The organism is Sorangium sp. So ce131, assembly GCF_051519095.1.
Lineage (GTDB): Bacteria > Myxococcota_A > Polyangia > Polyangiales > Polyangiaceae > Sorangium.
In genome coordinates this window covers 8,718,973-8,741,992 of record NZ_CP150455.1, presented here as the reverse complement: position 1 = coordinate 8,741,992, position 23,020 = coordinate 8,718,973, and the positions used below count along the sequence as shown (strand labels likewise).

The 23,020-nt window shown below is 73.3% G+C and carries 15 protein-coding genes; 7 read left to right on the top strand and 8 right to left on the bottom strand.

Annotation, left to right across the window (positions count from 1 at the left end; genetic code table 11):
- Window positions 1-101: 101 nt before the first annotated feature.
- The 5 genes from WMF43_RS31620 to WMF43_RS31600 all read right to left on the bottom strand — a co-directional run bounded on the left by WMF43_RS31620 (window position 102) and on the right by WMF43_RS31600 (window position 6,900).
- Window positions 102-2,222, bottom strand: a complete 2,121-nt coding sequence (locus tag WMF43_RS31620; RefSeq protein ID WP_437670428.1) for a substrate-binding domain-containing protein — start codon at window positions 2,220-2,222, stop codon at window positions 102-104.
- Window positions 2,223-2,452: 230 nt separating this feature from the next.
- Window positions 2,453-3,733 carry a diaminopimelate decarboxylase gene (gene lysA, locus WMF43_RS31615; RefSeq protein WP_437670426.1) on the bottom strand — a complete coding sequence of 427 codons (1,281 nt, stop codon included), beginning with the start codon at window positions 3,731-3,733 and terminating at the stop codon, window positions 2,453-2,455.
- 178 nt (window positions 3,734-3,911) lie between these two features.
- Window positions 3,912-5,459 carry a phospholipase D-like domain-containing protein gene (locus tag WMF43_RS31610; protein ID WP_437670425.1) on the bottom strand — a complete coding sequence of 516 codons (1,548 nt, stop codon included), beginning with the start codon at window positions 5,457-5,459 and terminating at the stop codon, window positions 3,912-3,914.
- 280 nt (window positions 5,460-5,739) lie between these two features.
- A complete protein-coding gene (locus WMF43_RS31605; RefSeq protein WP_437670423.1) occupies window positions 5,740-5,961 on the bottom strand; it encodes a hypothetical protein in 222 nt (73 codons plus the stop codon).
- A gap of 33 nt (window positions 5,962-5,994) precedes the next feature.
- A complete protein-coding gene (locus WMF43_RS31600) occupies window positions 5,995-6,900 on the bottom strand; it encodes a hypothetical protein (RefSeq protein ID WP_437670421.1) in 906 nt (301 codons plus the stop codon).
- A 336-nt stretch (window positions 6,901-7,236) separates the two neighbouring features.
- Here WMF43_RS31600 and WMF43_RS31595 point away from each other — a divergent pair, with 336 nt between their 5' ends.
- Together WMF43_RS31595 and WMF43_RS31590 are read left to right on the top strand one after the other, a co-directional pair.
- On the top strand, window positions 7,237-9,180 hold the full coding sequence (locus WMF43_RS31595) for a S9 family peptidase (RefSeq protein WP_437670419.1): 1,944 nt from the start codon (window positions 7,237-7,239) through the stop codon (window positions 9,178-9,180).
- Window positions 9,181-9,305: 125 nt separating this feature from the next.
- Entirely contained in the window at window positions 9,306-9,992 is a 687-nt protein-coding gene (locus tag WMF43_RS31590; protein WP_437670417.1) for a hypothetical protein, read from the top strand.
- A 116-nt stretch (window positions 9,993-10,108) separates the two neighbouring features.
- On the opposite strand, the gene WMF43_RS31585 is transcribed toward WMF43_RS31590, so the two are convergent.
- Complete coding sequence (locus WMF43_RS31585) at window positions 10,109-13,084, bottom strand: TonB-dependent receptor domain-containing protein (RefSeq protein WP_437670415.1); 2,976 nt, start codon at window positions 13,082-13,084, stop codon at window positions 10,109-10,111.
- A 131-nt stretch (window positions 13,085-13,215) separates the two neighbouring features.
- On the opposite strand from WMF43_RS31585, the gene WMF43_RS31580 reads away from it, so the two are divergent.
- Window positions 13,216-15,483: a substrate-binding domain-containing protein gene (locus WMF43_RS31580; protein ID WP_437684133.1), complete on the top strand. Its 2,268-nt coding sequence runs from the start codon at window positions 13,216-13,218 to the stop codon at window positions 15,481-15,483.
- Window positions 15,484-15,488: 5 nt separating this feature from the next.
- Here WMF43_RS31580 and WMF43_RS31575 read toward each other — a convergent pair whose 3' ends face one another.
- On the bottom strand, window positions 15,489-16,844 hold the full coding sequence (locus tag WMF43_RS31575) for a restriction endonuclease subunit S (RefSeq protein ID WP_437670413.1): 1,356 nt from the start codon (window positions 16,842-16,844) through the stop codon (window positions 15,489-15,491).
- Window positions 16,841-18,316 carry a type I restriction-modification system subunit M gene (locus WMF43_RS31570; protein WP_437670412.1) on the bottom strand — a complete coding sequence of 492 codons (1,476 nt, stop codon included), beginning with the start codon at window positions 18,314-18,316 and terminating at the stop codon, window positions 16,841-16,843. Before WMF43_RS31570 ends, WMF43_RS31575 begins: the two co-directional genes overlap by 4 nt.
- A 146-nt stretch (window positions 18,317-18,462) precedes the next feature.
- On the opposite strand from WMF43_RS31570, the gene WMF43_RS31565 reads away from it, so the two are divergent.
- From WMF43_RS31565 to WMF43_RS31550, 4 genes are all read left to right on the top strand, one after another.
- On the top strand, window positions 18,463-19,104 hold the full coding sequence (locus WMF43_RS31565) for a hypothetical protein (protein ID WP_437670410.1): 642 nt from the start codon (window positions 18,463-18,465) through the stop codon (window positions 19,102-19,104).
- A gap of 89 nt (window positions 19,105-19,193) precedes the next feature.
- The gene (locus tag WMF43_RS31560) at window positions 19,194-19,970 is read left to right on the top strand and encodes a DUF4159 domain-containing protein (RefSeq protein ID WP_437670408.1); all 777 of its coding nucleotides are present in this window, start codon (window positions 19,194-19,196) and stop codon (window positions 19,968-19,970) included.
- The gene (locus tag WMF43_RS31555; protein WP_437670406.1) at window positions 19,967-20,389 is read left to right on the top strand and encodes a hypothetical protein; all 423 of its coding nucleotides are present in this window, start codon (window positions 19,967-19,969) and stop codon (window positions 20,387-20,389) included. Before WMF43_RS31560 ends, WMF43_RS31555 begins: the two co-directional genes overlap by 4 nt.
- 172 nt (window positions 20,390-20,561) lie before the next feature.
- Complete coding sequence (locus tag WMF43_RS31550) at window positions 20,562-22,976, top strand: glutamine amidotransferase (protein ID WP_437670404.1); 2,415 nt, start codon at window positions 20,562-20,564, stop codon at window positions 22,974-22,976.
- Window positions 22,977-23,020 lie beyond the last annotated feature (44 nt).

Here is a 23,020-nt window from a genome sequence, read left to right as displayed (position 1 = left end):
GAGGGCTCGCCACCCCGAGGGGGAGGGCCTCCGGCAGCTTGGCGGCGGCACGGCGGCGCGGCACGGCGGCGCGGGACGAGCGGCGCGGGACGAGCGGCCCGTCAGCGGCGCGCCTGCGTCAGCTGACGGACCGCCGCCTCCAGCGACTGGAAGATGGATATGCCGTGCAGCTCGATCCCGAGATCGACCATGCGCTGCGCCATCCTGGACCCCACGCCCACGAGGCTCACGCGCGCTCCGAGCAGCCGCGTCGCCTGCGCCGTCTGGACCAGCGACGCGGCGGTGTCGGCGTCGACGTGCGGCACGCCGGTCACGTCGAGCAGCACCCAGCGGGCCCCCTCGCGCGCGACGCCCGAGAGCACGGCCTCCAGGATCTGCTGCGCCCGCGCGGCGTCGATCGCGCCGATCAGCGAGATGAGCAGCACCCCCGGGAGCAGCGGGATGACGGGGCAGCCGAGCTCCCGCACCGTGCTCGCGAGCGCGCGCTCGCGCTCGTAGGCGGCGGCCAGCATGTCGCGCTCGGCTTGCAGCGCGTTCTCCATCTCGTGGCGCTCGAACGCCGCGATCAGGAGCGACGACCACATGGCGAGCGGCTGGAGGTTGTCCGCGAAGCTCTCCGTGTGCAGCCCTCCGAGCGCCAGCGTCCCCCAGTCGTACCGCTCGTTCGCGAGCGAGACCAGGAGGAGGTAGCCGCTCGGCTCCTCCGGCGACACGGCCGCGAGCAGCTCGCTCGGGGGAAACAGGCCGACCGGGACCCGGCGCCCCACGAGCGCGGTCAGGTCCCGGGCGCGGGAGTGCACGTTGCGGATGACGAGCTCCGGCCCGCCCGGGCCCGGCTCGTCGGCCCAGAGCGCGATGCACCCGAGGCGCACGGTGGTGTTCCGCAGCCACTCGAGGGGCTCGTCGGTCCATACCTGCTTCGAGGTGAGGAGCGCGCTCATGTCCATGTTGGCGTGGACCAGCTTCTCGAGGCCCCTCACGTTGCGCCGCTCCCACCGGAGCAGGGACCGCTGCTGCGCGAGGCGCACCCGCCCGATGAACGCCTTGACCCGGAGCGCGGCGTCCTGCGCGGGCGCGCTGGCGAGCTGCCGCGCCGCGGTCTCCTCGAGCTGCTCCAGCACCGCGAGGAGGACCTCGACCCTGTCGCTGTGCATGACCGCGGCGTCGAAGGCGCGCTCGAGCGTCACCACGTCCGGCGCGTCCACCCCGGTGAGCGCCGCGCCGAGGCCTCGCACGACCACCTCGGCCTCGGGCCACACGAGGGCCGGATCGCCGAGCGGCGAGGGCGCCGGCCCCCCGAGCAGCGCGTTCAGCTGCCGGCGCAGGTCGCGCTGCCAGTCGCCGCCCAGCGCGTCGAGCGCCGGCGGGGGAGCCCAGGCCTGCCACGCGCCGCCGCCGCACGAGCGCCGCCGCACGAGCTCGGCGGGGACACGCGTCACGGGCTCGGGAGGGGGGACGCCGTCGAGCAGATCGGCGAGCCGCTCGACGGCCGTCCTCCCGAGCAGCTCGGGGTTCTGCCGCATCGTGGTGAGCGGAGGATCGCAGTGCTGGGCGGCGCTGATGTCGTCGAAGCCCACCACCGCGATGTCCTCGGGCACGCGGTAGCCGCGCTCCCGGATCGCGTTGATGGTGCCTATCGCCATCTCGTCGTTGCCCGCCACGACCGCGGTGCAGAACTTCCCGTCGCGCTCGAGCAGCTCCCCGAAGCGCCGCTCGGTGTACCTGATCGTGCACTCGTCGAAGCTGGAGAGGAGGTTGAGATCGGTCGCGAGCCCGCGCGCGGCCATCGCGTGAGCGAACGCCTCGCCCCGCTCGATGAAGTCGTCGGACGTCGACTTGCCGATGTAGGCGATCCGGCGGTGGCCGATGCTGGTGAGGTGCTCGATCATCCGGTGGATCGAGTCGTGGTTTTCTGCGCGCACGACCGGGCAGCGCTGGCCGAGCGAGGGAGCGCAGAAGATCACGCCCGGCTTGCCGTCCGCCAGGAGCTCTTCCAGACCGTCGGTGGTGTACATCGCGATCCAGCCCGCCACGTGGCGGAGCGCCACCCCGCGCGCGAGGACGGACCGGGGCGGCCCGTAGCAGAGGAGGAGCTGGTAACCGCGCTCTCGGGCCGCGCGGTGCATGCCCGTGAACGCCATCGCATTGAAGGAGTTGTCGATGAAGACCGATGTGACCCCGATCACCTTCGGTGTGAGGTGCTCAACACGTCCTGTCTTCATTCCTGCGGTGTCCTCCCCCGGTCCACGCTGGTGAGCCTATCACCGACCTCGACGGAGCGACCCGGAGAACTTCGGTTCGAGCTGACGAGCAAGCCGGGGCGGACGTGTGGTCTGGCCGTCACCTCGGGCTGCGGGCGTGGTGGTGGTCGGGTGCGCGCGTGTGATCGTCGCGGGATGAAAGAGATACCTGGATGAGGTTGTCCGGCAGGAGGAGCGGAGCCGTGCGTGGTCTAGCCGGCGGCGTCGCGCAGCCTCTTCTGGATATCCTCCGACAGACACATCCTCGACACCATGTCCTCGAACGTGTCGCGCCGCCGGATCAGCCGGCTCTTGCCGCCGTCGATCAGCACCTCGGCCGGACGCAGCCGACCGTTGTAATCGTAGCTCATCACGTGCCCGTACGCGCCGGCGTCCATCAGGACGACCACATCGCCCTCCGCGACGTCCGCCGGGAACTCGCGCTCGCTGATCCAGAGATCCGTGTTCTCACAGACCTGCCCGGTCATCGCCATCGGGGCGGCCTTGCCGCCGCGCCCGTTGATCTTCACCTCGTGGTAAGCCCCGTACATCACCGGACGCGCCATCGTGTTCATCGAGATGTCCGTCCCGATGATCGTCCGATACCCCTGCTTGATCGAGATCACCCGGCCGAGCACGTAGCCAGAGTCGCCGACGAAATAACGGCCCGGCTCCATGACGAGCCGCGGCGGCTTGAGGCCGTACTCCTCGCACTTCCGGTGGACGACCGCGGCGATCTCGCGGGCCACGGCGTCGACGTCGAGCGGCGGCTGCTCCCGGCGATACGGGATCCCGAGCCCGCCGCCGATGTCCAGGAACGCGATGTCGAAGCCGAGCTTCCGGGCCACGGGGCCGATCAGGTCGAGCAGCTTGCCCGTCACATGGGCGAAGGCTTGTGGCTTGTTCGCCTGCGAGTGCGGCATCATGTGCACCCCGAGCCGCTCCACCCCGTTCGCGAGCGCCGTGCGATAGGCCTCCTCCACATACCGCGGGTGAATCCCGAACTTCGCGGACGGGCCCGCGAACGGCTTCAGATCCGGCGTCTCGATGTCCTCGCCGCTCGGGTTGATCCGGAACGACATGCAGCGCGGGCGCCCGAGCGCGAACAGGCGCCTCAGGACCCCGTGATCGTCGACGTTGAAGACGACGCCCGCGCGCAGCCCGGCGGCGAGATCCTCGTCCGAGAGGCTGTTGCCCGTGTAGATGATCCGCTCGCCGGAGAGCCCCAGCGCCTGCGCAAGCCGGATCTCGTTCGGGCTCGCCGCGTCCACCCCGGAGCCCTGCTCGACCAGGAGCTTCGCGATCTCCAGGTTGTTGCACGCCTTGATGGCATAGTAGACGGCGACGTCCGGGTAACAGCTGCGCAAGGCGCGGTTCAGGCGACGGAAGTTCTCCCGGATGCGCTCGGCATCGTAGGCATAGAGCGGCGTCCCGTACTGCTCCGCGAGCTCGCGGACCGAAATGCCCCCAATCGTGATCTCTGCCTCTTGCATACTCCTCGTCGCTTGCCTCCGCGAGACGGTTCGTCTGTCCGCAGTACACCAGCTTACCATGTACCACTGACGGCCGGCAAGCTGGGCTGTCGCGCGGCGGGGACGCGGCGGGGCGCGGCGCGCTCGCGCCGGCGTTCGTGCGGGCGGAGCGCTCGCGCGGGGGAGCGCGCGCCGGCGGCTACTTCTCGGCCGTGCGGCTGCTGAACAGGTGGCGCCAGAGCGCGCCGAGGCCGCCCACGAAGAGCGAGCCGTGGCGCTTGTCGATGTCCTCGACCGCGGCTGGGTCGAACGGCAGCGCCTGGGGATCGATCACCTCGAGCAAGGCGCGCTCGTCGTCCGTGGGCGAGGGGTGGAGCCTGAGCCGGCACGAGCTCCCCGGCGTGCGCGGGCCGCTCGGCGGGCTCGCCTGCGCGTCGAGGTGCGCGACCAGGTCGCCCGCGTGCTCGAAGTCGGGCCCGCCGAGGTGCTCGCCGATGAGCGAGGCGCGCACGCTGCGGATCGAGCGACCCAGCGGGTCGTCCGGGTTCGCGGCCTCGACCGAGACGTTGATCTCCGTGTCGATCGAGAGGCTGCGGTTCGTCAGGTTGGCCGAGCCCACCGTGAGGAAACGGTCGTCCACGATCATCATCTTCGAGTGGATGTACGTGGCGCGCTCGGCCTTCTCGTCCTCACCACACGCCGGCAGCGTGTAGTAGACGCCCAGGTAATGGCCCGTCTCGGCCGCCGCCTTCCGCAGCTGGCCGAGCACCTTGGCCTGCGAGAGGCCGACGGCGATCTGCTCCTTCATCGTCTCGGCCTCCATGTTCAGCATGAGCACCACGTCGAGGACCGGCCGGCCCTCGGCGCGCATCCGCCGCTCGATCGCGTCCGCGATCACATGGGAGCTGAAGTACTGGGTCTCGATGTAGATGAAGCGGTCCGCGGCGTCGATGGCGTCGACGAAGAGATCGCGGATCTCCGTGCAGTGCAGGGCGCCGTTCGGCGCGCCGTGCGGGTCGGTGCGGCTCAGCGCGACGCGCTTCGTCGCGAGGGGGATGCCGCCTTCGGGGCGGTAGCTGGCGAACGTCGGCTCGAGCCCCTCGAGGTCCGGCAGCGTCATGGGCGCGCCGCCGGCGCGGCGCCACCGATCGGTGAAGATGTCGGTCAGCGCCCGGGCGACCTCGCGGCCGCGCACGTACGCCTGCACGTCGTGGAACGGCTTGTGCGGCTCCCCGCGGCTCATGCGGTGCGGGTTCTTGTTCGTGTGGCTGCGATCGTCCCAGCGGTGATCGCAGAGATCCAGCCCGCCGAGGAACGAGAGCTCGCCGTCCACGACCACGAACTTCTGGTGGTGCGAGGCGCGCTCGACGTGGCTCGAGTCGAAGAGGAAATGGAGGCGATGGTTCGTCCACTCGAAGACGAGCTGCTGCAGCCACTCGCGCTCGAGCGCGAACACGAGGTGGAAATCCCAGGCCAGGATGTAGATCTGGAGCTCGGGGTTGACCTCGCACAGGTGGTTCAGGAACTTCAGCAGCGTGATCGGGCCCTCGACCTGCGCCTCCCTGCCGCCCCGGAGCAGCGCGACGTCGCTGTCGAACTGCCACCCGGCGAGGAGCAGGTACCGGCGCGCCTTGCACGCCACCCGGTAGAACTCGGGATAGTACTCGTCGGCGTCGATCAAGACGCCGACGTCGTCCACCGGGGTGTCGCACCACGTGTGACGCCGGGGATCGATGATCTTCGCCATCGCCCCCTCCTTAGCCGCGGGCGACGCGCTCGGCCAGCGCTCGGCCGACGGAGGGCGCGGTTCGCCGCGCGTCTCAAAGGATGAGGAGTGCACGTCAGAGGTCTGACACGAAGTCGTCACGGTTCGCTCCGCGGCTTGCCGTCGGGTCGCCGGCCGCGGCGCCGAGGGGCGCCGCGGCCAGGTCGAGGTCGCTCGGTTCGTTCTTCCGGCCAGTTCTTTAGTTCTGCGTCTGGTGCGCTCGTATCGGGCGCACCCTGCATTGGCGCTACGGCTCGGCCCGCTACGGCCTCGCGTGCTCCTCGATGAGCCGCTTCAGGCTCGCGACGTCGGGGCGGCTCCCGCTCGCCTCGGCGATGGCCGCGAGCCGCTCCGCCTCGTCGGGCGTGAGATCGGGGCAGATCCATTCCAGCAGCGCTGCCCAGTCCGGCGTGCCGTCATGAGCATGGCAGTCGTCGGGGATCGGCGTGTTGTCGGGGAAATCCCGGAAAGAAAAGTACGTCATTCCATCTACAGCGCGCGCGCCGCCTCGGCCCGGTCAGGGGGCGCAGCCGATGCGCTCCGGGGCGACCGCCACGTCGTCGTACCACATCGAGCGCGCGGGGCCGTGGAACCCGAGGTAGCCGAAGCTGAACGTCTTGAAATCGAGCTTTTCCCAGTTGGTCTTGTCGATGATCTTGTCGCCGTTCGCGTAGACCTGGACGTCGCCCTTGGTGCCGTCGAAGTAGGCCTCCATGCAGTGCCAGGTGTCCTTGGGGAGCTTCGTGCCGCTGCCGCACGTCGCGGTGGCGCCCTCCTGGAGGACGAGGGCGTCGTGCAGGTTCAGGAGGATCTGGCAGAACTGCTCGGCGACCTCCACGTTGTCTCCCGCGTTGGGATCGCCGTTGCCGGTCATGGCCTGGAAGAAGGCGTTGTGATCGGTCTGGCCGATGTCCACGCTGCTGCGCACGTAGAGCCGGACCCAGAACGTCGGTCCGGGCGCCTCGACGGAGAGCATCCTCCAGTCGTAGCCGGGGTCGCCGGGCTTCACGTGCAGCGAGCTCGCGCCGGCGTGGAAGATGGCCGTGTCGATCACCATGTTGTTCGCCGCCTGATCCGCCTGGTACGAGGGGCGGTACGTCGCGCCCTCGGGGAGCCCCGCTCCCTCGAACCCGGAGCAGAACGTCGCGCTCGGCGGGCACGCGCCGGTCGGCGTGCCGCTGCCGGTGCTCGACGTGTTGGCGGCGCTCCCCGAGCCGCTGCTGGCGCTGGCGCTGGCGCTGGTGGCGCTGCCGCTGGTGGCGCTGCCGCTGCCCGTGACGGGGGTGCCCGAGCCCGAGCTCGTGCTCTCGGAGCCGCCGGCGCCGCCGGCGCCGCCGTCCCCTCCGCCGCCCGAGCCATCGCAGCCCGCCGCGACGGACACCGCCCCGACGAGGGCAACACAGGAGAGCCAACCCGAAGTCAAGCGTGCAGTCTTGTGATGAAAAGTCATGTGGATGCTCGAAGGTGAAGGGACCCGTCCACCGAGGATGCGCGCTGCCGCAACGCAGCACGTTGGCCGGCAGTCCTGAGTGAAACCGTTGCCCGCGCCGGAGCGCGATCCGCTCCGGGGCAGCAGGCAGCTCTTAGCAGAACTGGCCCCTCGCCGGGAGCCGTTCTCGCCGGTTTACGGCAGAGCCTGGGGCGAGCCGGCCTCCGCGCGCTCGCCGGAGCGCCGGCCATGGACGGGGCCGCGCGGGCGCATCGCGGCGGCTGCTCCCGGGCGCTTGACATCCCGCGCGCGTCTGCGCCTGTTAACCCCATGCGACAGACGAGCACGCGCGGGTTCGAGCCGGAAGATCTGCTGTCCTTCAAGATGGTCTCCGAGGTCCAGATCTCGCCTGACGGCCGCTGGGTGGTGTACGTCCTCGAGGAGATCGACCCGGAGGCGGACACCTATGTCTCCAACCTCTGGCTGATCCCCGCGAGCGGCGGTGAGCCGCGGCAGATCACGTTCGGCTCCGACACGAACGAGAGCCCCCGCTTCTCCCCGGACGGCGCCCGGATCGCGTTCGTCTCGGATCGCGGCGGCGGGCCGGCGCAGCTCTACGTCCTCCGGATCGACGGCGGCGAGGCGAAGCGGGTGACAGACCTCAAGTCCGGCGCCGGCGTGCCCGCCTGGTCGCCGGACGGCAGCGCCATCGCCTTCTCGGCGCCGGTCGCGCCCGATGCGCCGCCGGACGCTCCCCGGGTGGTCACGCGGGCCCTCTACAAGAGCGACGGGGAGGGGTTCGTGCTGGACCGCCCGACACACCTCTTCCTCGTGCCCTCCGACGGCGGCGAGGCGCGGCAGATCACGGGCGGCGACGCGAACGAGAGCAGCCCGGCCTGGTCGCCCGACGGGCGCCTGATCGCGTTCAGCCGGACGCGGACCGGCCCCCGCGACGCCCACCGCAGCGACATCTGGGTGGCGACCCCGTCCGGCGACGGGCTCCGGCAGGTGACGGGCCGCTGCCCGATGGCCAGCTCGCCTTCCTGGTCGCCCGACGGCCGGACGATCGCGTTCTACAGCCCGAGCGAGGACGGCGGGTCGCGGCCGCACGTCTGGGTCGCGGGCGCCGCCGGCGACGCCGAGCCGCGCCGGATCACCTCGGAGGACACGGAGGTCGCGTCCTTCCCGCTCGGCAAGCGCATGCCCCCGGCGTGGTCCAGCGACGGCCGCGAGGTCGCCGTGGTGCTCGCGACCGAGAGCACCTCCGAGGTGGCGCTCGTCTCCGTCGAGACGCGCGCGATCCGCGAGGCGGTCTCGGACGACCGGCAGATCACGCAGCTCAGCGCGGCGCCCGCGGCGGGCGCGATCGCGTTCGCGTGGAGCACGATGCGCCTCTGCGGGATGATCGGGAGCGCCCGCTGGGACGGCTCGGAGGCGCGGCAGCTGATCAACGCCAACGAGGCGTGGGCCGAGGGGCGCGCCTGGCCCGAGGTGACGCTGCGGGAGTTCCGCGGCGCCTCGGGCGCGACGAACGCGGGCATCCTGATGCTGCCGCCGGGGCACGAGGGGGGGCCGGTGCCGCTGCTCGTCAACGTGCACGGCGGTCCGCACGCGTATGTCGAGTTCGGCTTCCCTTACCGGCCCTACTGGTACGTGCTGGTCTCCCGCGGCTGGGCCGTGCTCTCGCTGAACCCGGTGGGCTCGGGCGGGTATGGCAAGGAGTTCGCCGACCGCCTGCGGGGGCGCTGGGGCGAGCGCGACCTGCCGGAGCAGCTCGCCGCCATCGACGAGCTGGTCGAGGAGGGCACCGTCGACACCGATCGCGTCGCCATCGCTGGCAAGTCGTACGGCGGCTTCATGGCGGCCTGGGCCATCGGCAAGACGAAGCGCTTTCGCGCGGCCGTCTCGAGCGCGCCGGTCGCGAACCTCGAGTCCCATTTCGGCACGTCCGACACCGGCTATTACGTCGACCCGCACGACATGCGAGGAGAGCTGTCGGAGAAGCGCGACGTGTACCACTGGCTCTCGCCGGTGCGCGACGCCGCCAAGGCAGAGACGCCGACCTTGATCCTGTGCGGCGAGGAGGATCACCGCTGCCCGATCGGGCAGTCGGAGGAGCTCTTCGCGGCGCTCGTGCGGGCGGGGAAGGCGCCGGTCGAATTCGTGCGGTTCCCGGGCGGCGACCACCACCTCGTGGAGCACGGCAAGCCGAGCCACCGGGTCTTTTACAACCGCCGCCTCGTCGAGTGGGTCGAGCGCTACTGCGCGAAGTGACGCCCTCCGTGATCCTGGGTATCCCCCGGGTGTCGCGGGGGCGTCATCGCCCGAGCGCCGCGGCGGCGCGCGCGTCGCCAGCACCCCGCGCCGCGATCATGGTATCCGATCCGGCGGAGGTGCCGATGAACGCCAAGGCCGCGGTCGAGCTGGTGAAGGATCTGCGCGACGAGCTCCGTGACATCGACGAGGGGCTGAAGAACCACCCTTATCCCGACGCCATCGCGCGGGGCGAGGTGACGGCCGAGGGGCTGAGGGCCTTCCCCGGCCACCAGCACCACGTGGTGCTCAGCGACCTGCGCTCGATGGCGATGATGCTCCAGCGCTTCGCGGACACGCCGTGGCGCGGCTTCTGGAGCGGCGTCCTCCAGGGCGAGCTCGTCGCGCCCGCGGCGATCGCGGCCATGGGCCAGAAGCTCGGCATGACGGCGGACGACCTGGATCGTTACGAGGTCACCCCGGAGGGCTTCGCGTACGCCACGCAGATGGCCTGGGCGGCGGCGAACGCCTCGGCGGCCGAGATCGCGTGTGCGCTGCTCATCAACTTCCCCGCCTGGGGTTACAGCTGCGGCAGGATGAGCGAGGCGCTCCGCGCCCGGCACGGCTTCGGCGCGGAGCACACCGCGTTCCTGGACGCGTTCGCGGCGCTGCCCTCGTTCGAGGACACGGCGATCGCGATCTTGCAGGACGGTCTCGACCGCGGCGTGACCCCGCGGGCGGTCCGCCGCACGACGAGGCTCTTCCAGGCCTACGAGAAGATGTTCTGGGATGTGATGCTGGCGCTCGGGCGCGGGCGTCGAGCCACGAGCTAGAACGCCGATGCTCCGCGAGGTGGAATTTTACACAGGCGCGCTGCGGGAGATGGGCTTTGAAGAGGTAGAGGTCCTGCCCGGGCCCTTCGAGATCGTGGTCGCGACGAGGCGCTGAGCTACGGATAACTGACCCTGAGATCCAGCAGGATGGTCCGCCCGCTCTGCGGGCTCGCCCGGATATGGAACGTCTCCTTGACCGGGTACTCGTAACGCGTGTTCGTGAGGTTGTACATCCCGAGCACGTACCGCGCGTGGAACTGCGGCAGCTCGCCCGAGAACGCGAGATCCGCGACGACGCCGCCGCGCGTGCGCGCGTCTTCCTTGACGGAGATCTGCCGCGGCGCCTCGAGGGAGACGCGGAGCGCCGCGGTGACCGCGTCGCCGAGGAGGGGGACGACCGCGCGCACCGAGCAGAGGTGCTCCGGGATGTTGAACATCGTATTGCCGGTGTCCGCGTATTTCGCCCGCTCGTAACCGTAGCTCGCGCCCAGCATCCACCCTTCGCGCCACTCCCTGCGGAGCTCCAGCTCGGCGCCCGCCAGGAACGCGGGCGAGTCGACGTTGACGTTGCGCACCGTGTCCTCGCCGGCCTCGCCGGGGAGGTCCGGGACCGCGGTGATGAACTCCGAGATCCGGCTCACGTGGCCCGCGACGAGCCCGACCCAGTCCTCGTCGAAGCGCTGGGAGAGCTCGACCTCCCCGGTCAGCGCAAACTCGCGCTCCAGATCGAGCTTGCGCGCGGGATCGACGGCGGGCCGCTGGCCGACCGTGGTGTAGTACCGCTCGAAGATGCCGGGCGCGCGGAACGCGCTCCCGCCCATCACCTTCACGAGGCCGCCGGGCCAGGGCTTCGTGATCACCGCGAGCCGCGACGTCTGGATGGGGTCGTACAGGCTGTTGACGTCGACGCGCGCGCCGGCGGAGAGCCGGAGCCACGCGAGCAGCGAGCCCTCGGCGACGACGTACCCGGCGCCGGAGCGGTGGGGCTTGTGGACGTCGACGTAGGTCACGTCCTCCTCCCTGCCCAGCATCGTCGCCTGCGGGTGCGCCTGGAGCTCGCCGCCGATGGTCAGCCGCCAGGACGGCCGCGGCGCCCAGACCGCCCGCAGCTCCCCGCCGAGCCACGTGCTCGTGTAATCCTCCACCGCGGCGGGCGCGAACTCGCCGTGGAACGTCGCGTGGTTCGCGTGGGCGCGCGCCAGGATGTGCACCTCGTCGCTCACGCGCGGCTCGAAGCGGAGCTCGGCCATCATCCGGTGGTCGTCGTAGGCCGTCCTCGGATCGTTGAAGATCGTGCTGACCATGCCGGCCGGCACCTGCTTCTTCCGCATGCCCCAGAACCACTGCGCCGTCAGCGGGCCGTACCAGGCGCGCCCCACGACCCCCGCGCTGTGGAAGCGGTTCGCCCCGTTGACGGTCCGCGTCCCGTCGCCGCCCTCCGCCTTGCGGAGCGCGACCTCGAGGTCGCGCCCCTCCGAGCGCGCGCCCGAGACGCTCGCCCGCACGCCGGCGTCGCGCGCGATCCGATAGTGGAAGCCGGCGTGCGCGTGGAGGGTCGTGTCGTCGTACGCGCCCGCCCCGGCGTACACGCCGGTCTTCGTGTCGCGCGGGAGCGGGACGATGTTGATGACCCCCGAGAACGCGCCCGTCCCGTAGAGCAGCGAGCCGGGGCCGCGGATGACCTCGATATGGTAGACGTCGTTGAGCCCGGCGCGCCCCTCGGACGCGGTGAACAGCGCGCCGTTCATCACGTTGTCGTTGAGCGGGTGCCCGTCCGAGAGGAGGAGCACCCGGCTGTTGTAGTCCCCCGGCTCGCCCAGGCCCCGGATCCCGAACGTGAAGAGGTCGTGATCGTTCGACAGGTACACGCCGCGCACGCCCCGGAGGGCCTCCGCGAGCGTGGGATACCCGAACGCGCGCAGCTCCCTTTGCTCGACGACGCTGACCGACGCGGGCGCGTCGTCGATGTCCTCTCGATACCGGGACGCCGCCTCGACCTGGCGGCTCGGGATCATGCGGAGATCGATGAGCTTTGCCTGCTGGCCCGCGTTCACCTCGATGTCCCGCTCGATCGGGTTGAAGCCGTGGAGGCTGAGCCGGACGTGGCGCCACCCCACCGGGACGCCCTGGATCACGGCGGGCGTGAACCCGACCGAGCGGCCGTCGATCTCGATGAGCGCCTCGCGCTCGTTCGTGCGGACGAGCACCGAGCCCGTGAGCGGGCTGAGCGCGGCGGTCACCTCGACGACCTCGCGCGGCGCGACCGTGACCTCCTGGCGCGCGGTCTGGAAGCCGTCTCTCGAGAAGTAGAGCGTGTGTCGCCCGGGCGGGAGATCGAGCGAGCAGGGCGCCTGACAGGCCACGCGCGCGTCCGCCCGGTCGACGCGCACGTCGGCCCCGTCCGCGCCCCGCGCGAGGGCGCGCACGGTGCCGACGATCCGCGTGAGGGGCACGGCGACGAGCGCCTCCTGCCCGAGCCGGGCGTCGACCCCCTCCACGACCGCGAGCTCGTGGCCGTCGAGCGCGAGGAGGATGCGGTAGCGGCCCTCGGGCACGGCGAGCGGCCGCGGGGTCGAGCCGCGCGAGCCGAGATCGATCCGGTCGAGGTAGATCGTGGCCCCGGGCGGGCTCGTCTCGATCCGGAGCACCGCCACCTGCGGCGCGATGCGCGCGATCGCGGCGTCGATGTCGGCGAGCATCTGGGGGTTCGTCTCGCCGAGCCGCGCGTCGATGTAGTACCTGTGCGCGTCGGCGAAGCGGTTCAGCTCCTCGTACCCGAGCGCGATGTTGAACACGACGTTGCGGTTGGGGACGAGCCGGTTCGACGCGAGGAAGTGCTCGATCGCGCCGCGGTAGTCGCCGCGCTTGAAGCGCTCGCGGCCGATCTCGAAGTGCAGCTCCGCCTCGTCGGCGAGGCCGTCGGCGCGCGCCGGGCGCGCGCCCGACGCGGCGATCGAGGCCGCGAGCAGCGCCGCGAGGGCGCGCCGCGCGGCGCGGGCCCGCGGGCGCGCGCGGGGGGGAGTCGACCCGGGGGCGCGGCGCGGGCGCGGAGGCTCCGCGCTGGGCACCAGCGGCTCTCGCGCGGTGGGCATCGCGCGGAGGATATCACCCGGCGCCGGCCGCAGCGCCGTGAACCGGCGGCGCGGCGAGGGCGCGGCGCCGCGAGCTTGCTGCCCGGGAGACGGTGGTGCAGCAGCCGGCGGGGCGAGATACCGTGAGCCCGATGGAGAACGGAGGCCCGAGCGGCGGCGCGAGATCGCCCGAGCAGTGGAGCGAAGCGGCCGGCGCCGCGGGGCAGGGGCTGAGGAGCGATGGGCTGATCCGTGGGCGACTGCCGGGCCTCGCGGCGGGCAGACTCGGCCTCACCTCCGCGGGCGACGCCGCGGCGGGTCGGGCGGCGCGGCAGCGCACCATCGGCGTCCTCTCGCCCTTCCTCGACGGCTTCTATTTCAGCACGGTCCTGAACGGCATCCACGCGGCGGCGCGGCGGCGCGGCCATCGCACGATCGTGGTGCGCAGCACGCCTGCCGAGCTGCGGGCGCCCTCGCTCGCCGCGGACCAGGTGGACGCGTGGATCGTCGTGCTCGGGACCGAAGGCATCGAGCGGCTCGCGCGCGTCGGGGTCCCGCTCGTCACGGTCAGCGTCCATGTCCCCGAGGCCGGCTGCCCGTCCGTGCTCCCGGACAACCGCGGCGGCATCCGGAGCGCGGTGCTCCACCTCGTCGAGCACGGGCACCGGCGCATCGCGTTCGGCGGGCACTTCGGGGAGTACGACGTCCGCGAGCGCTTCGCGTCGTACCAGGCGACGCTCGCGGAGGTGGGCATCCCGCTCGACCCCGGGCTGGTCTTCGGGTGCGACAACAACTGGTACTCCGGGGGGCACGCCATCGCGGAGGGCATGCTCGCGCGGCGGGGCGAGCTGACGGCCGCGGTCTTCGCGACGGACAAGAACGCGCTCGGGGCGATGATGTCCCTGCAGGCGGCGGGCGTCAGGATCCCCGAGGACGTGGCGGTGGTCGGGTTCGACGACATCGTGGAGGCGCAGTCGTTCGAGCCGCCGCTGACCACCGTGCGCCAGTCGTTCGAGCAGCTGGGGAGGATGGCGTGTGATCTCGCGGCGGCGCAGCTCGCGGGCGAGGCCGTGCCGCCCGACGTCGTGCTCACGTCGAACACGCTGAGCGTGCGGAGCTCGTGCGGGTGCGACGCGGTCGCGGGCGTCGTCGGCGGGGAGGACATCGCGCCGGGGGAGGAGCTCGGCGCCGCCGTGGCCCGGCGGATGGTCGAGCTGCTCCTCGTCCCCCGGCCGCTGCCGCCGGGCGAGCCGCCCGCGGCGGTGTGGCCGGGGGTCACGCGGGTCATCGAGGGGTATGTCGCTGCGCTCGAGGGCGGCGTGCGTGTGCCGAGCGCCGAGATCGATCGCGCCTACCGGCAGGCGGTGGGCCTGAACTCCGATCTCGCGACCTTGCAGGCCACCCTGCGCCTCCTCGGCCGGCTGCGCGACCGGGACGGCGCGCGGCGCGTGCGCCAGGAGAGCGCGGACGTGGTCGAGGCGCGGGTCGACGTGTTCCTGGAGCGGGCGCGGCTCGCGATCTCCCGGGCTCGGCTGGAGGCCGAGCGGGAGTCCACGAGGCAGCTCGGGCTGCTCGTGGAGACCAACCATGACGTGAGCCTCACCTTGCTCGGCGGCGACCACCGCGCGGCGCGCTCGCTCACGTGGCTCGAGGTGACCCCCGTCGTCTGGAGCTGCCTCGGGCTCTGGGAGGATCCGGAGTCGCGCGCGCGCCTCGTGATCTCGGGCGTCTACCGCCGCGGGGGCGGCCCTTCGCCGGCGCCGGGCGGGCGCTGCCCGCAGGAGGTGTTCCCGCCCGCGGATCTGCTGCCGGCGTCGTCGCCGGACGATCCGCTGCTCGTGACCCTGCTGCCGGTGCGCTCGTTCCAGCGCGACTGGGGTGTCCTGGCGATCGTGGGCTCGAGGTTCCTCGAGGTGGCGGGCGACGAGGGCACGGCCGCGATGTGGGCGACGCTGCTCGGCGTGGCCCTCGAGCGCGGCGCGCTGATGGACTCGCTCTCGGCGCGGCACGCGGATCTGCAGCAGGCCTACGAGAGCGAGCGCGCGCTCTCGGCGACGGTGCGCGAGCTGGGCTGCCCGGTGATCCCGCTGCTCGCGGGCGTGCTCCTCGTGCCGCTGATCGGGTCGCTCGACGGGGGGCGCGCGCAGCAGGTGCTCGAGAAGGTGGTCGAGGGGGTGAGCCGGCACGCCGCGACCGTGGTGCTGCTCGACATCACGGCGGTCCCCGCGGTGGACGCCCAGGTCGCCCACGCGCTGGGCCAGGTCAGCCGCGCGGCGGCCCTGCTCGGCGCGCGGGTCGCCCTGGTCGGCGTGCGCCCGGAGCTGGCCATGCGCCTGATCGACGTGGACCTCGGCAACCTGTCCACCTACGGCACCCTGGCGGCGGCCCTCGCCAGGCTCGCGCCGGCGGAGGCGCGGTAGACGCTTCAAGATCTGGTGGAGACGCGGCGCAGGAGCGCCTCCGCGGGCTCGTAGTCCCGGCCCTCTGCCCGGGCCAGCTCGGCCTCGGTGGGCACCAGCTGGCCCGAGAGCGCCCTGGCGAGGATCACCTGCGGGAGCTTCTCGGCGCGCGCCGCGGCGGCGGCGACGCGCTCCTCGATCGGTCCGGCCAGCGCGAAGAGCGCTTGCGCCCGGCGGACGATCTCGGCCTGCTCCTCGGGGGGCGGCAGCGGCACAGGGATGCTGTTGAGCGCCGCTTGCGTGAGCTTCGGCTGCGCGGAGCCGGTCACGTGGTGCTGCAGGTCGAGCCCGTTGAGGAAGGCCTCCAGGTACCCGAGCACGACGCCGGCCTTCGGCTGGACGACGTGAGCGTGGTTGTTCACCCAGAACCGGCCGCTCGCGGGGAACGCCACCGCCGTGCTCCTCGACAGCAGGTTCGCCCCGTCCTCGGCGACGAGCAGGTAGTCGCCGTCGAACAGGTAACCGTCGATCGTGTCGATGATCCCCGAAGCCCCGTAGTACGGGTAAGGTCCCCGGCGCCGCTCCCGGTCGGCGGCTCTCACCGGGACGCGGCGGCCGTCGTGGTTCTCCGCCAGCGCGCCGAACGGGCGGACAGCCCACGACGCGGGCAGCCGGGGCGCCGCGTCGTCGCAGGCCGCGCCGTCGCCCTCGTGCACCGCCCCTCGAGGGGAGCCCGGCGGGGCCTGCGTGAGCTCATCGCCCGGCGCGCCGCCGCCCGGCACGCCGCCGCCCGGCGCGCCGCCGCCCGACGCACGCAGGTCGTCCGTGAGCCGCCCCGAGCACGCCGCGGCGAGCACGGCGCGCCGGAGCCGCCTCAGGAGCAGCGACGCCCGGGCCAGCCGGGCCTTCGACGCGTTCACCTCCGCGAGCAGCGCCTCGACCTTCGCGACGATGCGGCGCTGCTCGGCGAGCGGGGGCAGCGCGATGGGGCGCTCGAAGGTCTCGCGCACCTTCACGAACGGCTGCGCGGAGCCGCCCTTCGCCCAGAAGCCCTCGTTGTCGACGTGGAGAAACAGGTAGTCGAGGTCGATGACCTCGAGGCGCGGCCAGACGACATAGGTGTTCGTGGTCGCCGACCACCGCCCGCGCGCCTTGAACGCCCTCCCGCACCGCGCCCCGACCGCCGACACGACGATCGCCTGGCCCTCGTGATCCCAGGTGTCGCACCACACGTCCGGCCCGGACGCGCTGAACCCCTGGTAACGCCCGGGTCCCGCCCCGGCGTGGAGCTTCCCCTTGATGCGCTTCGAGCTCCCGCTCCGGTGCGAGCACACGCGCGCGAGCGTCGTCCGCGCCCACCCCTCCGGCAGCTCCTCGCTCATCCTCCCGCCGCCTCCGGCGCCCCGTTCACCCCGCGCTCCAGCAGCGCGAGCACGCGGTTCAGCCCGGCGACCGCCTCCTCCAGCTCCTGGATCGCCTCGGTCGCCAGCTCCTCCGGCTCCGGCAGCTCACCCCCCTCGTCGAGCGGCGCCTCCTTGAGCCACTTGAACCCGTCGAGCTTGAACTCCCGCTCCTCGACCTCGCGGATGCCGAAGCGCCGGAACCGGTCGTCCCCGGCGCCCTCCGCCCGGCGCCCCGAGCGCCCGCTCGGGTCGTCGCCGTAACACCGCTCGAACCCGGCGAGGTGCGCCGGCGAGAGCGGCCGGTCCTTCTTGGTGATCGACGGGACACCGGTCCGCGCGTCGTAGATCCAGACCTCCTCCGTCGCGCGGCCCTTCGTGAAGAACACGACGTTCGCCTTCACGCCGGGGCAGTACGGCGTGAACGTCCCCCGCGGCAGGCGCAGCACCGTGTGCAGATCGCAGCGCTCGGTGAGGACCTTGAACACCTCGCCCGCCTGGTCCGCGAACAGGCAGTTGTCCGGCAGGACCACCGCCGCCCGCCCGCCCGGCTTGAGGATCGTCACCACGTGCTGGAGGAAGTTGAGCTGCTTGTTCGAGGTCGTGACCGCGAAGTCGGCGCGCCGCGGCGCCTGGCTCGCCCCCTTCGTGCCGAACGGCGGGTTCGTCAGGACCACGTCGAACCGCGCGTCCGGCGCGGGCGCCGCGAGCGCGTCGCCGAGGGTGATCGTCGGCGCGAGCCCGTGGAGGACCAGGTTCATGAGCGCGAGCCGGCGCGGCCGGGCGACGAGCTCGCAGCCGAAGAACACGCCGCGCCTCACCCGCTCCGCGGTCTCCGGGTCGAGCGCCCCCTCCGCCTCGGCCATGAGCCACTCGTGGGCGGCGACGAGGAACCCCCCCGTGCCGCACGCCGGATCGCAGAGCACAAAGCCCGGATCCCCGCGCGGATCGGGCCTCATGCACCGCACGATCGCCTCGATCACGACCCGCGGCGTGAAGTACTGCCCCGCGCCCTTCTTGCCCTCGGCCGCGGCCTTCTCCAGGAGGCCCTCGTACGCCGCGGCCTTCACGTCCACCCCGAGGCGCGTCCACGCGATCTCGTCGATGAGCTCGATGAGCCTCTTCAGGTTCGCCGGGCTGTTGAAGCGCGGCTGCGAGCCCGCGTAGATCTCCCCGAGCAGGCCCGGGGCCTCGCCGAGCGCCCGGAGGACCTCGGCGTACCGGTCCAGGAGCTCCCGCCCGGCCCAGGCGCGCAGCGCCGGCCAGGAGCAGTCCGTGGCCTCGCCGCCGCCGCCCGGCGCGCCGCGCTCGACGCGCGAGAGATCGATGCCCCGCTCGTCGGCCATCTTCAGGAAGAGCAGGTACGTGATCTGCTCGATGTAGTCCCCGTAATCGATGCCGTCGTGGCGGAGCGTGTGACAGAACCCCCAGAGCTTTCCAGCGACGTCGGTCATGCGGTCACGGCTGCGTTCATGGGGTGGAGGCGCCGCGCCCTGGCGCGGGGAGCGCCGCCTTACCACGGCGAGGCGCTTACGGTGATAGATGGCCGCGCTCGCCGCGGCGCTGGAACACGCCGCCGCCGATGTACTAGGCTCCGCCCGTGCCGCGCGCCCCCGCCCCGCTGCTCGCGCTCCTCCTGCCGCTCTCCGGCGCGGCCGGCGCCTGCACGTCGTCCTCGCTGCCCGACCCGAAGGAGGCGGTGAGGGCGTACGCCGACGCCGCGGCGCGCGGCGACGCCGACGCCATCCACGGCATGCTGAGCGAGAAGAGCCGCACCGCGATGTCGCGCGAGGAGGTGCGGCGGCGCGTGGCCGAGGCGCGCGCCGAGCTGGCCGAGCAGGCGAAGAGCGTCACGGCGCCCGGCGTCGTGATCAAGACCCGCGCCCGCGTCCGGTACCCGGACGGCGAGGTCGCGACCCTCGAGCTCGACGAGCGCGAGCGCGCCTTCCGGATCTCGGCCGCCGACGCCTTGCCCGCGGGCGGCCGCACCCCCGAGCAGGCGCTCGAGCAGCTCCGCCGCGTCCTCGCGCGCCGCAGCTACGCCGGCCTGCTCCGCGTCCTGACGCCGGCGACGCGCAGCGCCATCGAGAGCGATCTCCGGTCGCTCGTCGAGGGGCTCGCCCAGCCCGAGGGCCTCGAGGTGAAAACCGCGGGCGACTCCGCTACAGTGCAGGTGCCCGGAGGCCACGAGGTGAAGCTCCGGCGCGAGGCGGGCGTGTGGCGGGTCGAGGACTTCGATTGACGCGACGGACGGGGCCGGCTCTCTCCCGGCGACAGACGGGGCCGGCTCTCTCCCGGCGACGGCCGCGCCGCCTCGCCGCGGCGGCGCTGGTGCTACTCTCGGCGCTGCTGCTCTCGGCGATCCCGCGCCCCGTGCGCGCCTTCGGCGAGGACGGGGCGTGGAACCCGCGGCCGCTGCTCACGGGCAACGCGCGCTGGGAGGGGGTGCGCGCCACCGCGCCGGCGCGCTGGTCGTTCGAGCTGGAGCGCCGGACGAGCGCGCCCGCGCGCCGCAGCCCGACCACGGTCCGGGCCGACGACCCGTCGCTGCTCGCCGAGCCGTTCGCGCTCTGGGGCGGCGACGGCGACATCCCGCCGCTCACCGCCCGCGAGGTGCTCGGCCTGCGCCGCTTCCTCGCGCTCGGCGGCGTCCTCCTCGTCGACGACTTCGCCCCCGAGCGCGGCGCGTTCGGCCGCGCCGCGCGCCGCGAGCTCGCGCGCGTCCTGCCGGAGGGCTCCCCGATCCCGATCGGCACGGAGAACGTCGTCTTCCGCTCGTTCTACCTGCTCCAGCGCGCCGTGGGCCGGGTCGAGGGGCCGCAGAAGCTCTCGGCGATCGTGCGCGGCGGCATGCCGCAGGTGATCTTCTCGGACCACGACCTCTCGGGCGCGCTCGCCCGTTCCGAGACCGGCGGCCCGAGCGTCGAGGTCACCCCCGGCGGCGACGCCCAGCGCGAGCGCGCGTTCCGCCTCGCCGTGAACATCGCGATGTACGTGCTCTGCTCGAACTACAAGGACGACCAGGTGCACGCGCCCTTCCTGATGCGCCGCCGCGCGATCGACGACGGGCGCCCCCGCTCCGGACCCGCGCTGCCTGGGCTGCCGTGACGTCGAGTTTCCCTCCCGCCGCCCCGAAGCAGGTCTGGGGGAACGACTATTTCGTCGTCCTGGTCGACGAGCCGCGGCGCCTCGTCTGGAACGTGCGCACCGCGAAGTCGTACGACTCGCTCGAGCAGGTCGAGGCCGTGATGGAAGAGCTCAGCCGTGTCCTCGACGGGCTGGGTCGATCGCGGTACGCGCTCCTCGTCGACACCCGGGCGGCCATCGGCCGGAACGACCCCACCTTCGAGGCCACCATGCGCCGGCTCCGGCCGCGCTGGATGTCCGGCTTCCGCCGGATCGGCGTGCTCGTGCAGAGCGTCGTCGGCGCGATGCAGATCCAGCGCTTCGCCAGGGAAGACGGCCTCCGGCGGCTGGTCACGTCGAACGAGGCGGAGCTCATCGAGTACCTCACGCAAGGCGGCTGAGCCTGGAGGGCGCGGCGGCGGCGCCGGGCTGGGACACCCCGCCCCGATGTATTAGGCTGCCGCCCGTGCCGCGCGCCTTCGACTCGCCGCTCGCGCTGTCGCTCCCCCTGCTCTCCGGCGCCGGCGGCGGACCCTCCTCGCGCCGCCCCGCGCGCGCCCTGTCGGAGTCGCCGTGACGCGGAGCCTCGCGCCCTCGGGCGATCTCACCTCGCCGATCGTCGCCGTCGCCTGCGTCGTCGCCGCCCTGAGCTTCGGGCTGCTCGTGCTCGAGCTCGTCCGCGCGCGCGGCCGCGCCGGCGGCGGGCCGGCCGGCGGGACGGCCGGCGGCGGGGCGCCCTTCGGCGCGCTCGGCACCGCGCTCACGGGCGCGCTCGCCGTGGTCGCCCTGCTCGCGGCCATCCTGCGCCCGGTCGCGATCACCTCGCGCGGGAGCCTCGTCGGGCCGAAGGTCGTGGTGCTGGTCGACGGCTCCCGGTCGATGGACCTGCCGGGCCTCGCGGGGACCCGCCGTGACAGCGCCGCGCAGGCGCTCGCCGAGCTCGGCAAGCGCGCCGACGTCCGGCTCTCCCGGTACCTGTTCGGCGAGGGGGCGCCGATCCCGGCCGACGCGGGCGCGGCCCCTGTGCCGGCGCCGGGCGGCAGCGCCGGGCCGGCGCCGGGCGGCAGCGCCGCTCCCGCGCCGGGCGGCAGCGCCGAGCCGGCGCCGGGCGGCAGCGCCGCTCCCGCGGCCGCCGTCGCGCCGGCGCCCGCCCCCGGCCGGCCGCAGCGGCGCTCCGACCTCAGCGCCGCGCTCGAGGCGCTCGCCCGGGCCGCCGACGAGCGCCCTGCCGCGTTCGTCGTCGTCTCGGATGGCCGCCTCGACCGCCCGGGCCCCGACGACACCGCGGCGGCGACGCGCGCCGCGCTGGAGGGGCTCGGCGTCCCGGTGCACACGGTCGCCGTGGCGACCGAGTCCGCGCGCGACGCCAGCGTGCGCGCGGTCCGGACCTCGGGCGCCGCCGTCGCCCACCAGCCGCTCTCGCTGCGCATCGACATCGGCTGCAGCGGCGGCCTGCCGTGCGACGCGGTCCCGGTCGTCGCCCGCGAGCTGCGCGAGCAGGGCGCCCCCACGACGCTCGCGACCGGCACCGCGCGCGTCGTGGACGGCGTCGGCACGGTCGATCTCGGCGTGACGCTCGACCGGGCGGGCACGCGCATCCTCGAGGTGGCGATCCAGGCGCCGGACGGCGACGAGCTGCCCGAGAACGACGTCCGCTACGTCACCCTCGACGTCGCGCGCGACCGCATCCGGGTGCTCCACGTCGCGGGCCGACCGACCTACGACGTGCGCGCGCTCCGGATGTGGCTCAAGGCCGACGCCTCGGTCGACGTCGTGGCGTTCTTCATCCTGCGCACCCCGGGCGACGCCGTGAACGCGACGTCCGACGAGCTCGCGCTGATCCCGTTCCCGGTGGACGAGCTCTTCAGCGTGCACCTCTCGAGCTTCGACGCCGTGGTCCTGCAGGACTTCGACGCCGAGCCGTACGGCCTGACCAAGCACCTCCCGGCGCTGGCCCAGTACGTCGACAAGGGCGGCGGCCTGATCATGGTCGGCGGCCCCAACGCCTTCGTGCAGGGCAACTACGCGCGCACCCGGCTCGCCCGCGTGCTGCCGGTGGATCTCGACATCGGCCGGACCCAGCCGGTGGACCTCGGCGCCTTCGCGCCGCGCGTCACCGCGGCGGGCCGCGCGGCGCCGGTGCTCGCGCCGCTGCTCGCGCTGATCGGCGACCAGATGCCGGAGATGCCGGGGACCAACGTGGTCGGCGACCCGCTGCCCGGGGCGACGGTGCTGATGGCGCACCCGACCCGCACGACCGCCTCGGGCGCGCCGATGCCGGTGCTCTCGCTCGGCGAGCACGAGAGCGGCCGGACGATCGCGCTGACCATCGACGGCAGCCATCGCCTGCTCTTCAGCGCGTTCGCCTCCAGCTCCGCGGGCCGCGCGCACGGCGCGTTCTGGGACGCCCTGCTCGGCTGGCTCATGCGCGACCCGCGCTTCGAGCCGGCCTCGATCGAGCCGCGCGGCGGCTGCCTCGCAGGCGAGGAGACGTCGCTCGTGCTCCGCCCGCTCGCGGGCCAGCGGGGCGCGGCGAAGGTGACGATCGCGCGCCTCGGCAGCGGCGCCGTGGTGCGCACGCTGGAGGCCCGGATCGGCGAGGGCGGCGAGCCGGTCGAGCTCGCGGCCGGCCGCCTCGAGCCCGGCGGCTACGCGGCCACGGTGGAGATCGTCCCCGCGCAGGGCCCCGCGGGCGACGGCGACGGCCACAAGGGCGCGACCACCCGGCGCGATTTCGCGTGCGAGCGCGGCGGCGACGAGTGGGCCGACCCTCGCCCCGACGTCGCCCGCCTCGAGGCGATCGCCCGGGCGACGGGCGGCGCGTCGGTGCTGCCGCCGGCCGCCGGCTCGCTGCCGCTGCCCGCGGCGACGCAGGTGGCGTCCGAGCGCCACGTCGCGCCGCTCCTGCCCCCGTGGGCCTGGACGCTGGCGGCGGCCGTGGCGCTCGGCGCGCACTGGATCGTGCGCCGGCGCGGCGGTCTGGCCTGAGGCGCCCCGGGGCCTCCGGGGCGGCGATTCACATCGTGAGGGAG